Source organism: Abyssisolibacter fermentans (assembly GCF_001559865.1).
Lineage (GTDB): Bacteria > Bacillota > Clostridia > Tissierellales > MCWD3 > Abyssisolibacter > Abyssisolibacter fermentans.
Map to the genome: position 1 here is coordinate 1 of NZ_LOHE01000030.1, position 13,671 is coordinate 13,671.

Consider the following 13,671-nt stretch of genomic DNA (forward strand, 5'->3'; position numbering starts at 1 on the left):
TTTTTAACTTGACATTTATATATTGCCTAACGTTTCGTATTTCCAACGTTCCTGAACCGGACCCACAGAGCCTTTCTTCGTAGGCGGTGCTCGCACCATGTGAAGGAATGTGCGTAGCGAACGGAAATATATTGTTATGTGAAGGAACCTGCGGAAATTATGAGTCTATAAAAATTAACATCTAAAATATATCATTTACGTACTTCAGCTTAATAAAATCCGGATTATCTCGTAATGAATCAAATTCACTACAATCATCTATAGCATTTTTCCATTTTTCTTCTAGTTTTATAGCTTCATATAAATTATTCAAGCAATTAGCTTTATCTCCTTTTAGAGCATATGCTCTGCTTTTTACAAAGTAAGCATAATCAAAATCATTTCTATATCTCTTTAGTTTCATTGCAGTATCACATAGTTCTAATGAGTAATTATAGTTCTTATCTTTTATTAAATAGGCAACAGCCTTATTACAATAAGCCCAATAGGCTTTTTTAGGTGCAATTTTTATTGCTTTATTATAACAAGCAATTGCATAATTATAATTTTTAATGCATGCTAATGCTATACCTTTTCCAGTATACGCATCAATATTATTTTTATCTAGTTCAATTCCTTTTGTATAAAATTCTATTGCATCTTCATACTTATTTAAACCATCTAGTATTGCAGCTTTTCTTAAATAATACAAATGATTTTGTGGGTGAAATTTTATTAATGTATCTGCAATAATGTTAGCTTCTTCTAGTTTACCTAGCGCTACAAGTATTTGCATTTTATTAAATCTATAATTACTATTCTTAGGATATAAACCAATAAGATCATCATATGTCTTTTTTACCTCATGATAATTACTCTCCTTTAAATATTTCTTTATCTTTTTTTCAAAGAATACTTTTTTTATTAATCTCATGCTTTCTCCTCAAATACGTTAAAACTTATAATTTAATTAGCCTAGCAGGTTCTTTCACATAACGTTCCGTATTTCCGACGTCTCTGAACTGTACCCGCAGAGTCCTTCTTCCTGGCGGTGCTCGCACCCGGTGAAGAGATGTGCACAGCGAACGGGAGTATTTTGTTATACGAAGGCACTACCCAGTTCTTTTACCTACTATATTTCATAGCATCTTATTTCTGGTGTTGCATTTATTCTCAATGGAATTCTTGTAGTTCCAATCCCTTTATTAATTGTAAAGATTCTTCCTTCATTATCATATAAATCCCCTATATGAAATTTTGAATATGCATTCTTGTAAATTTTACCTAATCGAATTTGGCCTCCATGTGTATGTCCTACTAATAAGTGATTATAGCTTATGCCTTTATCTTCTATTAACTTTATAATATTTGGTGAATGAGCTAATAAAATTCTATAATCATATTTCTTATCACTTGATCTATAAATCTCATTTCCATAAGATGAGTTATCAAATCCATAAACACATATTCTAATTCCATTAATTAATTCTATCACATCTTCATTTATTAAAAGTTTAAGGTTATTCGCTGATTTAATTGCCTCCTCTATTTGAATAAGACTAAAACTTTCTTTATGACCATGATTATAACATTCTCTTTCATAATTGCCTAAAACAATATATATTCTACATTTAATCTTCTTTAAGTCACTAATAACTTTATCTAATTCACTTAATTTACTTATCATATCTCCTGTCAGTAAAACAAAATCTGGTTTTTCTTTATTAACTAAATCAGATAACCTACCATTAATAAACCTTATCTTACCGTGAATATCTGTTATATGAATATATTTTAAATTATATTTTCTTAACGAAGCTACATTAATTTTATTAATTCTAATATAATTAGTTGATATGTAAAAATAAATAATTACAATAACAATAGGTATTATAAATATCATCATTTGAATAACCACCACCTTTAAAAGACCCGCAAAGATAATCCCTCGCTGGGTAGTGTTTTCGTATAACGTTCTAGCATCTACGACGTCGTTGAGCTTACAACCTCTGCTCATGCCTGGGACCCTTTGGGTGGGCTAATGCAGAGGTACCTCGGTTAGCGAAACGATGTGGAGGGCATTACCCAATAGAAATACTTTGCCCGACCTTGCGTAGATGCCTTGTTATCTGATGTACATACCCAGCCGAAGCCATGGACGGCGTAGTCAACATGTTTTAATTAATAACTTTATTCTCTTCTATTTATTTCTATACTATATTTTTTTAGCATATATATATTAATTACTATACTTTAACTATTTGTTTTCTAAATAATTAATTTTCTTACCTGTTTTTTTAGCATATTCTATTTCGCTTTTTGTACTACTACCAATATAACCATCTTTATTAATAACAAATATTTCATCACTCATATCAATTCTTCTTTTATGCATATCACCCAACATAATTTTTACATCTTCAGTTATGTTTGTATTATATTCGCCATCCGCATGTTCAAATAATACCACAGTTAGCACAATATTTCCTTTAAGTGTAAGTTCTTTTTGGGCTTTTATAAATTCATCTTTAAACTTTGTACTACCACATAATGTTATTACTTTATATTTTCCTACCACTTTAACTCCTCCTATTATTCATATATATCTTTTTGTATTTTACAACTCAATTGTAATTTATAAATTATTTATCATACATGCAATCTAATATTCTATAAATATTTATTACCTATTAGATAAAAAAGTATCATTACCTTTACTCAAACTTTTAAATTTCTATTAAAGAATATTTTCTCTACTTCTGTTTGATTTCTCCGCCCATGGACGGGCGGATGAATTTTGGGTATGTATTTCAGATAACTCTTGCATTCACGAACCAAAGTTCGTGAATACCACTAATATTAGAAGGATTTATGAACTTTGGTTCGTGAAATCTTCCTGTAGTAGAACTCCTCCTACTTCATCATTTTATCAAATGGTCTTTATACATTTCTAAGACTATTTTTTGTAACATGTATATATATCTGCGTAGTTTTTAGGCTTAAATGCCTAGAAGTTCCTGTATATATCTAAGATCAGTCCCTCCTTCCAGTAAATGTGTTGCAAAAATGTCTTTAAGTCTTGTGTATGGGTTATCATCATGTTTAAACATTATTAATTATCATTATATCGATGCTTACGTCACCCAAAGAAACCGTCCCCAGTGGGTAATAAACTCATATACTCGATAATCTCTTTTTAAAAACCTCTTTAATAAATCTAAATAGATCCTTTTGCCTCTCAGCTCTAGATGGTTCCTTTAACCGTCTATACAGCCATTCAAGATTTAACTTTCTAATTAGAATTGGGGCTCGCTTAACCTTTCCTGTTAGTGTGTCAAAACTGCCTCCAACTCCTATGACAACTTTAACGTCTAACTTTTCTCGATGCTTATCAAACCATTTATGTGATCGCGGTGAACCCATTGCCATTACTAGCAAATCAGTTTTACCTTCGTTAATTTCTTCTATGATTCTCTCCACTTCATTATTATCAAAATAGCCATTCCGTCTACCTGCTATTCGCAGAGCAGGATAATCGCGATTTAACAACGCTTCAAATTTAATGCTTGTTTCTTCATTTGCCCCTAGTAAGAAAACTGAATAAGCCTTCTTTTCGCTCACCTTTAATAGCTCTGTTAATAGTTCAATTCCAGTTACTCTTTCTTTGATTCTTTTTCCTAAGATTCTTGCTCCAAATAAGATACCTACACCGTCAGCGGTTACTAACCCTGCCTTAGACTGAATCACCTTGAATTCTTCATCTCGATTCATCTGCATTACTATTTCAGGATTAGCTGTAATTACATGAAATGGTGCTTCTCTTTGTGATTCTAATTGCTTGTCTATTAACTCAATCGTTTCATTCAACGTTCTATTTGAAAATTCTACACCCAGAATATTTACACTTTGCATCACAACTTCCTCCTGCCATTGTATTTAATTAGTAAAATATTTCTCATAACTCTTGCATTCACGAACCAAAGTTCGTGAATACCACTATTATTAAAAAGATTCACCAAATTTGGTTAATGGAATCTTCCTGTAGTAGAACTCCACCTACTCATTTATTTTATCCAATGGACTTTGTATATTTCTAAGACTATTTTTTGTAATATGTGTATGTATCTCTGAAGTTTTGGAATTGAATGTCCTAGAAGTTCCTGTATATATCTAAGGTCAGTCACTCTTCCAGTAAATGTGTTGTAAAAAAGTCTTTAAGTCCTGTGTATAGCTTATCATCATGCTTAGACACTATTAATTGTCATTATGTTGACACACGTGTCACCCAAAAAGAACCGTCCCCTAGTGGATGTTATACCTTATAAAAATGGTACTCATATCAATTATTAGAGCTATTTTGAAAAGTTATGTATTTTTTGAAATTTTCTTTAATAATTCATTGCTAATTTTTGTATTCTTAGGTTGATGACATTGCTCTAGTGGGTGTTCAATCCATTTCTTGAATATATTAATAATTTCCAACGAATAATAATAATGAAGAAAATGTGATCCTTCTAAAATAACAATCTTACTTCGTTTTTTATCTGTAATAATTTCTTCATGCAAAATATACCATTGCTTCAATTTTTCACATTCTTTGCTTGACAAAAAAAACAATACCGGTATTTCTTTTGGAAATTTTAAGTATTTACACTTTTTAAAATTTTCAATGCTATTTTGTTGTTCATTTATTACAGTTTTGTTAAACCATTTGTTTAAATATAGCATTATTAATAGCTTAGTATCTTCTTTTGAACGTATAAACCCTTTTACATCATCAACTATTAACCTCGACGAAATTTTGGATGCAATTCTGAGTATACCTATATTTTTTTCAAATATTGAAATATATGCACTTTTCAAATTAAGCTTTTGTGTATTCATATATTCATTTTGCTTTGGCACAGATGTATCTATACCTACAAAAGCTTCTACTTCTTCGGGATACTGGTTAGCATAATACAATCCATACACACCAGATATAGAATGTGCCATAAATGTATAACGTGAGTATCCTAAAGATTGCAATACACAGTGAATTTCTTCAGTAATATTTTCAATTGTTCTTTCTTTTTTAGTGATATCACTTAATCCATATCCATAATATTCAATTGTTATAACCATATATTCATCTTTAAGCCATTCTCTCAATGGTGCCATTTCCAACACTGGTGAAGGTGAACACCAACCCGTAAGCAGCACAACTACTTTATTGCCACTTCCACTAATATCAACACACATTTTTTCTTCATTGATTTGAACAAACTTACCATAACAATTATTCAATTTCTTAATTTCCAATTTACAACATATACAATTTATTATTGTTGAAATTGTAAATAATCCAAAAATAAATAAAATAATCAAACCCATATACTTCACTCTTTTCTAATCATTAACTCATGGCAAATTATTCAAAATTGTTCTTTTAATATGAAACTAAAGAAAAAGACTTAAAAAGCCCTGCCCCGATATTGCCATTGCATATAACTCTTACATTTACGAACTTTGGTTCGTAAAATCTTCCTGTAGTAGAACTCCCCTACTTAACTATTTTATCTAATGGATTTTGTATATTTCTAAGACTATTTTATGTAACATTTGTATATATCTCAATAGTTTTTGGACTTGAATGCCCTAGAAGTTCCTGTATGTACCTAAGTTCAGTTCTTCATTCTACTAAATGTGTACAAAAGTGTTTTAAAATCCTGTGTATGAGTTATCATCATGCTTGGACACTATTAATTATCATTTTATTGACACACGCGTCACCCAAAAAGAACCGTCCCCAGTGGGTGTTACATTTTCAATCTCCTCAATTTAATTTCTTATAACGTTTTGTATTTGCGACGTTTCTGAACCGGACCCTCAAAGCCTTTCTTCTTAGAGGTGCTTGCACCCGGTGAAGGAATGTGGTGCGATGGCTTGACCTCAAAATTTTACCTCAAAGCACCCTTACGCAAACATATTGTTATAAGAAGTTGACTCATTCAGCTTCGAAGCAACTTCCCTCTTTTTTTCTGTGGTTTTCTCTTTTAATACATAATATAAGAATATTACGAATTAACTCAACCATAAATTGGAATGTGTCATTTACTTTATAACATCCTGATAGATTATATCCACTATTCCATTTAAACTTAATTCTTTATGCAGTAATACTTCAGGAGTAGTATCTAATAAATCTTTTTCATTCCACCATTTTCTCATTTCTTTTTCTCCAAATTCATGTGCATTAGGCTTTTGTTGATGTCGATTTAAAGTTTCTTCAAAAGGTATATCGAAGTAATATGCAAAAACTTGATCTTTAAACTCATCCAGTAAATTTTCAAATAAGTTTTTATACCACTTTGAATTTAAAATACCTTCTAAAATTACAATATTGCAATTATTTTTCCCGTATAGTGCAAGTTTTAATAATAACTGACTAGCTTCTGGATTAGGTCCATCTCTCACAAATAGCATTTCTCTTCTAACAACATCTTGTGAAATTAACATTGTACCACTTCCAAATTTTCTTTGTAAAGCCTTGCCAGTCGTAGTCTTACCACTTCCAGAATTACCTCTTAGTATTATTAATTTCGCCACTCCATCCATCTAATATCTCACCCTCTTGTAATCTTCAATCATTAGGAACCGTCCCTAACGATTCAACGCTATGTTTTACTATATTGATTTTACTTATTTAAGATTCATTTCTTTTCTAAAATGTACTGCTGATAGAATTGCTACTGGAATAAAATATATGCACCATATAAGTAAAGCAATTGTACCAGCAAAAGATGAACTGTCACTACTATCCTTAAATATATTAAGAATAGGCATTCCAACACAAGAAATTAGAAATGTTCCATGTACCATAAGTAATACCTTTAACCATTTATCATTCTTATTTTTCGCAATCATTGAAACACCAACTAAAAAAGTAGATAATGCCATCATTCCATATCCGAATAAGTCAAAGTTAAAAAACAAACTTCCTAATGACTGATATGACAACACCTGTATGACGTTTTCTGATGCTGTTTTATTTGCAACAGTAGTAAGTTGAGTAAAATATACTACATTGATTAATACACCATACAAACATCCAAAGGCAACCCCGCCAAGAGCTACTGATTTTCTATCATCTATGGTTTCCGTATAAAATGCGCAAGTCAAAAGTATATAACCCCAAGAAAGTATCATACAAACAAAATATGCTAAGGACAAGTTCCCTATAAGCATTGATATTGCAAAAATCAGTGTTGTAATACCAACTAAAACTGCTGAGTAAAATCCTAATTTCTTATTCATTGTTTTTATCACCTCTAAGAAAATAATATACTACTAAAATTATTGTTCTATTTATAAGTCACCATATTTGGATAAAATGATGAAGTAGGGAAAGGTTTTAAGAATAGGAACCGTCCCTAATGATTTAATCTTGGTAACTCTTTGAGCAGAATAGTCAAAAGTTATAAAAAGCATATTGCTAGATTTTTCAATGTAAATAGACATTTCTTATACTCCTTCACACAATTTTTAATACTGTATATTACAATATGAAAAAATAATATAGTTACCAAATTTTATCAATATAGTATGGTCAAACCATCATAAACCAACCCCTCAACAACATTATACTCTTATTTACCATAACAGTAAACCGTTAACTAAAACCCCTTCTTTTTCTGCACAGAAAAATTGCAGTAATTTTCTACTGCAAAGGTTAAGTAATATATTAAAATGAAGATAAACTTGAATTTCGTTTTTATTTGATTTCTTTCATTACATGTACCATATATCCGTTTGACTTGTTGATATGTCTATAATTAAACTGTGTTACTCCAAACTGTCCCCTTTGATTATCGTTATACGAAGTTCATTACGGAAACTATAATTTATTTTCCTTATAAAAATGTATTCATATCGATTATTAGGGATATATAATTTTACTTCAGAATCTAATGTTTCTACTTCATAAATCAAAAGAAACCGTCCTAAATGATTTATTAATTATCATTATATAGACACACACGTCACCCAAAAAGAACCGTCCCCAGTGGGTGTCCCAGTAAGAAGGTGTGGGTGTATAATCCCCAAAAACCTGCCCTAGTAACCCTTTACGCAAAAACTGTGTTAGTCGATGGGCTACCCTACAGTTTCAACTCACCAAATACTTGTAATAAGCAATAAACTCTCTTACTAAAGAATAGATGTCTCTAATTTCAAATATCCTAGCATGTGCAGAATATACCTTGTCAAAACCTACTTTGTTGAAAGCTAGTTTTGTCCTACTAATATGATAGTACTGGGATATTATCATTACGGAATTTAAATTCATTTCTTCCACTATTTCTATTGAATTCTTTGCTGTCATAAATGTATTACTACCTTTGCTATCTAATATAATTCTATCCTCAGGAATGCCTGCTTGTATCAAATAGTCTTTCATTACTCTGGCTTCATCGAATCCTTCTTTACCTATACCACCACTTACTATAACATATTTAAAATATTTATTCTCATAAAGCTCAATTGCTCTGTCTAATCTTCTTTGAAGTCTCTTTGATGGTTGACCATCAAGTTCTACTTTATTCCCCAAGATTACACCAACGTCTACAAACTCAAGGTCATCATTTAAACCATCAAAAACTATTATGACAATATGAAAACCAAACCATAATAATATAGCTAAAGTTGTATATTGTATAAACTTCCTCAAATTATCTACCACCTTTTATGTACAATTTTCTTGCCATCAAGCGCATGTCGTCTAACTCTTGCATTCACGAACCAAATTTCGTGAATACCACTAATATTAGAAGGATTTACGAACTTTGGTTCGTGAAATCTTCCTGTAATAGAACTCCACCTACTTCATCATTTTATCCAATGGACTTTGTATATTTCTAAGACTATTTTTTGTAACATGTGTATATATCTCTGTAGTTTTTGGACTTGAATGTCCTAGAAGTTCCTGTATGTATTTAGGATCAGTCCCTCTTTCCAGTAAATGTGTTGCAAAAATATCTCTTTAAGTCCTGTGTATGGCTTATCATCATCCTTAGACACTATTAATTATCATTATGTTGACACACGTGTCACCCAAAAAAAACCGTCCCCAGTGGGTTTTCTCGCACCCAGTGAAGAGATGTGCGTAGCGAACGGAAATATTTTGTTATGTGACGTGCGCCAGTTAGCCATTTTTACCTATTATGCTAGAAATTTATAATATATTATTACAATCAGTAATGTAAAGAAACACCCAAGAAATAGAATTGACACAATCTTCCCTTTTTTTCTAATCTCCTCATATTCAATTTCTTTTAACTCAAAATTTTCTTTTAACCACTGAGCATTAAAAAATTTATCTGTTCGACTAAAAGAATATTCCCAAGATTTCTCCGTTTTGTAAGCTACTATCTCATTGCGATTGCCATAATAATTATTATCACAATAAAGTATAAACAAACTCAAGACATCTGAGTAATCTGTAAAATCATCTAGAAGGTATAATTTGTAATAGTCTAAATTATTCTTAATATATGAGTTCTTGACAATCATGCCTATTTGAGTTTCATTACGATAGATCATATAATAGTCTTCTTCACCTAAGGATATACTATATATTTTTAATGCAGTTGATAAACACTCAATTATATGATAGCTATAAAATAAACCTTCGGTTACATGCTCAATCTTACCAATATTCTGTCCTGTATTATCTAAAATGTAGTTTACATTAGATTTCTGTTTACTCCATAACCATTTGAATGGTATCCAACTAGTAACTTGTGTTATAGGATTAAATTTTGTACTAAATACTATGTCTCCTTCTAGTGTATACATTTTAGTAGAGAAAACAGAACTTGATCTTGAACAAGTACCAATATTATGTAGTTTTTCATCATAATAAATCTCGAATTTTATTTCCAAGTTGGTTTTAATTTGCTTAACATCAATTATCATAATTTCTCCCTTTTTAATTGTAACTAATCGTAAATTCATATTATACTAATTCCAATACAAAGCATGTTACATAACTCTTTCATTCACGAACCAAAGTTCGTGAATACCACTAATATTAAAAGGATTTACGAACTTTGGTTCGTGAAATCTTCCTGTAGTAGAACTCTCCTACTTCATTATTTCATTCAGTGAACTTTATATATGTCTAAGACTATTTTTTGAACATGTGTATACATCTCTGCAGTTCTTGGACTTGAATGTCCTAAAAATTTCTGTATGTATCTAAGATTGGTTCTTTCTTCCAATAAATATGTTGCAAAAATGTCTTAACCCCTGTGTATGGCTTATCATCATGCTTAGGCACTATTAATTATCATTATATCGACACACGCGTCACCCAAAAAGAACCGTCCCCAGTGGGTGTTACCTATCAAATTCCTTATCCTCAAAGAAATTAGATACTTTTATAGTCCTGAAATAATACTTATATAATATGATTATTACTAATACAATAATAGTGGCTATAATTCTATTTTTCTTAATTATACTTCCTCCTTTTATTATCCGATATCTTCGACTTCGGGTTCTGGTACAACCTCAAGCAGCATACTTGTATATCCTGGTTTTCCTTTATAGTAAATGTACACGTACTTCTGTATATAGTTATTATCACTATAATGTTCACTTCCAATCGTTTTTCTAGCTTCTCCACTTATATCTTTTGGTTGCATATCTTCATAATCTACATAATTCAACGTCACTTTTAATTTGAAGTTACAACTTTCTAATGATGCCATACCATACCATTCGTAATCATCAAAACGATTATCAACATCTTTTGCTACTACAACCTTTGTTGTTACAGCTGCATCTATCTTCGTTTGCATCGTGTTACCAAATGCACAATTTGTTTCAAAGAAAGATGAAGAAATACCCAATATAGCATCTGGTATCCATATCCATGGGCTTAATTTTCCTACGACAATAGAAAGTGTTTTTGACAAAGCTTCCCTTACATTTCTGTTTGTTAAATCATCTTTTTCATAAATTGTCACTGGATCATAATGTCTTTCACCATAATCATATACTATTTTCACACCCAATCGGAACCGTCCCCAATGGGTGTTCCCAGTGAAGGGATGTGTAAAACGAACGGTAATATTTTGTTATGTTAAGTTGTGCACGGAAGTTGCCAATAGCCATCATGATTTATTACTTAATATGTTTAACTCTAATGCAAGTTCTTTAGCTTTTCTTAAAGCTTCATTATTCTCTTTTGAAGGTATTTCATTTGTTTGCAAAGAAAAAACTGTACCTATTGTTTTAGCATTAATATGCCTAAAAATTATATTTGCCCTTTTTATTGCTGGTTCAGGCCCCCCATCCCCTCCTCCTGTAATAATAAGTACACCATTCTTTTTCTTAAGTTTAAATTCAATATCTTTCTTAATGCACCTTCTCACATAATATGTTTGCAACCTACTAGCAAAACTAAGAAGTTTACCTGTAAGTTCAGAAAAATGTAGTGGAGACGCTATTATTATGTTCTCAACTTCATCAAGAAGCTTATATACTTCTTGCATATTATCATTGATACAACATCCTTCATTATTCCAGCAAAATCTACAATCAACACAAGGGCTTATATTATCATAGTACGTATGAATAATCTTAACTTCTCCATTTATATATTTTATCATTTCATTCACTAATGTCATTGAATCTCCATTTTTTCTTGGAGAACCATTTATAATAAGCGTTTTCATATTATTTCACCTTTCCATAAATTCTATTTGATGTCTTTTACTAGTGCACAATTTTACATAACTCTTGCATTCACGAACCAAAGTTCGTGAATACCACTAATATTAGAAGGATTTACGAACTTTGGTTCGTAAAATCTTCCTGTAGTAGAACTCCACCTACTTCATCATTTTATCCAATGGACTTCGTATATTTCTAAGACTACTTCTTTTAACATGTGTATATATCTCTGTAGTTTTTGGACTTGAATACCCTAGAAGTTCTTGTATATATCTAAGATCAGTCCCTCATTCCAGTAAATGTGTTGCAAAAATGTTTTTAAATCCTGTGTATGACTTATCATCTTGCTTGGACACTATTAATTATCATTATATTGACACATGCATCACCCAAAAAGAATCGTCCCCAGTGGGTGTCGGCGGTGCTTGCACCCGGTGAAGAGATGTGCGTAGCGTACGGAAATATATTGTTAAGTGATGTTCATGTGACCGTTATTCACTCTCAAACTTAAAAACATACTGTGTTTCGTAATCCTCATTTATACAAATAACAAATTTCTTAGTTACTAAATTGTATACTACTGACCATTGAGTTTTATTTGGTATCTTCACTTCTGAAAGTAAATCCATAGCATCATTAACTGTAATAATTCCTTTATTATTTTTTAAATGTTCTTCTATAGTTTCATATCTATCAAACTCATTATATCCTTCACCAATATTAAGTCCATTATATGCTATAAAATTAGAAGCTATCTGATAATTGGTGTCAGTATCTACTATCTTAACTTCTCCTTCTAAAAATTCTACTATTACTGATTTACCTGTTGAATCAGCAAGCAGATAGTGACAGTCTACTCCTCCAGAAAAATAATAATTATATTGCTTTAATAACTCTACTGCTTCATTAACATCACATGCCTTATCTAGTACTAACCTAATAGCTGTTGTAGTATTCAAAGTTATTTGCCCTTCCTTCTGAGGTGGTTCAGCATAAGGTACTGCTAATAATGCCATTGTAACTCCACATTCATTCATACCGTCAAACGGTAAATATGGTGTTGCTAAAGTTAGAAAACTATTTAACTTCTTCGGTTCTGGCAAATAATTTTCGTCATAACCAACATATGATAAATTAACTAATGAAACTGAAGCATAACCATTATCCGGTTTTGTATATAATAACAATGGAGGGGAATATGGAAAATCAAAATTCCGTCCAAATATTTGTTTACCATTATTGTTTTGTGTTGTAAATGCTGTACATCCAGCTGAAGATATATTTAAATCAATATCTATTCCTTTTAGCAACCTTTTAATTACATACTTCTCAATATCTTTATCACTACTTGCTCCAATATTTAAGAAGTCATCAAATCCATAATCTCCTTCGTACGTCATTGTATAAAATGGGTATTCATCAACTTTCTCAAGTGAAGATAGCGTCTTTAATTCATTTAAAAATAAACCTATAGTTATAATAATTATTATAAGTAGTACACTTAATAAAATTATTAAACCCTTAATTACGATCCTTTTCTTATTCATACCTACCTCCAATTATCTCAATAATAGCCAATGCCGAACATGAATGTCGCTTAACTCTTGCATTCACGAACCAAAGTTCGTGAATACCACTAATATTAGAAGAATTTACGAACTTTGGTTCGTGAAATCTTCCTGTAATAGAACTCCACCTACTTCATCATTTTATCCAATGGACTTTGTATATTTCTAAGACTATTTTTTGTAACATGTGTATATATCTCCGTAGTCTTTGGACTTGAATGCCCTAAAAGTTCCTGTATATATCTAAGATCAGTCCCTCCTTCCAGTAAATGTGTTGTATAAATGTCTTTAAGTTCTGTGTATGGCTTATCATCATGCTTAAACACTATTAATTATCATTATATCGACATGTATGTCACCCAAAAAGAACCGTCCCCAGTGGGTGTATGCAAATTGGAGATTTTTA

Annotated in this window: 15 protein-coding genes; all 15 read right to left on the bottom strand. The window is 31.0% G+C overall.

Going from position 1 to position 13,671, the window contains the following annotated elements:
• Positions 1 to 181: 181 nt before the first annotated feature.
• The 15 genes from AYC61_RS02040 to AYC61_RS02100 all read right to left on the bottom strand — a co-directional run bounded on the left by AYC61_RS02040 (position 182) and on the right by AYC61_RS02100 (position 13,591).
• Positions 182 to 913, bottom strand: a complete 732-nt coding sequence (locus tag AYC61_RS02040; RefSeq protein WP_066496141.1) for a TPR end-of-group domain-containing protein — start codon at positions 911 to 913, stop codon at positions 182 to 184.
• A 198-nt stretch (positions 914 to 1,111) separates the two neighbouring features.
• Positions 1,112 to 1,885: a metallophosphoesterase gene (locus AYC61_RS02045; protein ID WP_066496144.1), complete on the bottom strand. Its 774-nt coding sequence runs from the start codon at positions 1,883 to 1,885 to the stop codon at positions 1,112 to 1,114.
• 351 nt (positions 1,886 to 2,236) lie between these two features.
• On the bottom strand, positions 2,237 to 2,557 hold the full coding sequence (locus tag AYC61_RS02050; protein ID WP_066496146.1) for a hypothetical protein: 321 nt from the start codon (positions 2,555 to 2,557) through the stop codon (positions 2,237 to 2,239).
• A 596-nt stretch (positions 2,558 to 3,153) separates the two neighbouring features.
• Positions 3,154 to 3,891, bottom strand: coding sequence for a WecB/TagA/CpsF family glycosyltransferase (locus AYC61_RS02055; protein ID WP_066496147.1), 738 nt, complete (start codon positions 3,889 to 3,891; stop codon positions 3,154 to 3,156).
• Between the two features lie 453 nt (positions 3,892 to 4,344).
• Entirely contained in the window at positions 4,345 to 5,352 is a 1,008-nt protein-coding gene (locus tag AYC61_RS02060; protein WP_066496148.1) for an alpha/beta fold hydrolase, read from the bottom strand.
• Between the two features lie 720 nt (positions 5,353 to 6,072).
• Entirely contained in the window at positions 6,073 to 6,576 is a 504-nt protein-coding gene (locus tag AYC61_RS02065; protein WP_066496149.1) for a kinase, read from the bottom strand.
• An 84-nt stretch (positions 6,577 to 6,660) separates the two neighbouring features.
• Entirely contained in the window at positions 6,661 to 7,275 is a 615-nt protein-coding gene (locus tag AYC61_RS02070) for a DUF4386 family protein (RefSeq protein WP_066496152.1), read from the bottom strand.
• Positions 7,276 to 8,125: 850 nt separating this feature from the next.
• A complete protein-coding gene (locus AYC61_RS02075; protein WP_066496157.1) occupies positions 8,126 to 8,686 on the bottom strand; it encodes a YdcF family protein in 561 nt (186 codons plus the stop codon).
• 150 nt (positions 8,687 to 8,836) lie between these two features.
• Complete coding sequence (locus AYC61_RS20530) at positions 8,837 to 8,992, bottom strand: tyrosine-type recombinase/integrase (RefSeq protein ID WP_082759739.1); 156 nt, start codon at positions 8,990 to 8,992, stop codon at positions 8,837 to 8,839.
• A gap of 185 nt (positions 8,993 to 9,177) precedes the next feature.
• On the bottom strand, positions 9,178 to 9,972 hold the full coding sequence (locus AYC61_RS02080) for a hypothetical protein (protein ID WP_156456304.1): 795 nt from the start codon (positions 9,970 to 9,972) through the stop codon (positions 9,178 to 9,180).
• A 146-nt stretch (positions 9,973 to 10,118) separates the two neighbouring features.
• The gene (locus tag AYC61_RS20535; RefSeq protein WP_082759737.1) at positions 10,119 to 10,256 is read right to left on the bottom strand and encodes a tyrosine-type recombinase/integrase; all 138 of its coding nucleotides are present in this window, start codon (positions 10,254 to 10,256) and stop codon (positions 10,119 to 10,121) included.
• A gap of 237 nt (positions 10,257 to 10,493) precedes the next feature.
• Positions 10,494 to 11,036, bottom strand: a complete 543-nt coding sequence (locus AYC61_RS02085; RefSeq protein WP_066496171.1) for a hypothetical protein — start codon at positions 11,034 to 11,036, stop codon at positions 10,494 to 10,496.
• Positions 11,037 to 11,135: 99 nt separating this feature from the next.
• Entirely contained in the window at positions 11,136 to 11,699 is a 564-nt protein-coding gene (locus tag AYC61_RS02090) for a flavodoxin family protein (protein WP_066496180.1), read from the bottom strand.
• Positions 11,700 to 12,188: 489 nt separating this feature from the next.
• Positions 12,189 to 13,244, bottom strand: a complete 1,056-nt coding sequence (locus tag AYC61_RS02095; RefSeq protein ID WP_066496185.1) for a linear amide C-N hydrolase — start codon at positions 13,242 to 13,244, stop codon at positions 12,189 to 12,191.
• A gap of 149 nt (positions 13,245 to 13,393) precedes the next feature.
• Complete coding sequence (locus tag AYC61_RS02100) at positions 13,394 to 13,591, bottom strand: tyrosine-type recombinase/integrase (RefSeq protein WP_275935208.1); 198 nt, start codon at positions 13,589 to 13,591, stop codon at positions 13,394 to 13,396.
• Positions 13,592 to 13,671: the final 80 nt, after the last annotated feature.

What these genes read in the sequence shown, in the direction of transcription:
- AYC61_RS02040 (WP_066496141.1), bottom strand. Translation starts at nt 913, where the DNA reads ATGAGATTAATAAAAAAAGTATTCTTTGAAAAAAAGATAAAGAAATAT.
- AYC61_RS02045 (WP_066496144.1), bottom strand. Translation starts at nt 1,885, where the DNA reads ATGATGATATTTATAATACCTATTGTTATTGTAATTATTTATTTTTAC.
- AYC61_RS02055 (WP_066496147.1), bottom strand. Translation starts at nt 3,891, where the DNA reads ATGCAAAGTGTAAATATTCTGGGTGTAGAATTTTCAAATAGAACGTTG.
- AYC61_RS02060 (WP_066496148.1), bottom strand. Translation starts at nt 5,352, where the DNA reads ATGGGTTTGATTATTTTATTTATTTTTGGATTATTTACAATTTCAACA.
- AYC61_RS02065 (WP_066496149.1), bottom strand. Translation starts at nt 6,576, where the DNA reads ATGGATGGAGTGGCGAAATTAATAATACTAAGAGGTAATTCTGGAAGT.
- AYC61_RS02070 (WP_066496152.1), bottom strand. Translation starts at nt 7,275, where the DNA reads ATGAATAAGAAATTAGGATTTTACTCAGCAGTTTTAGTTGGTATTACA.
- AYC61_RS02080 (WP_156456304.1), bottom strand. Translation starts at nt 9,972, where the DNA reads ATGAATTTACGATTAGTTACAATTAAAAAGGGAGAAATTATGATAATT.
- AYC61_RS02090 (WP_066496180.1), bottom strand. Translation starts at nt 11,699, where the DNA reads ATGAAAACGCTTATTATAAATGGTTCTCCAAGAAAAAATGGAGATTCA.
- AYC61_RS02095 (WP_066496185.1), bottom strand. Translation starts at nt 13,244, where the DNA reads ATGAATAAGAAAAGGATCGTAATTAAGGGTTTAATAATTTTATTAAGT.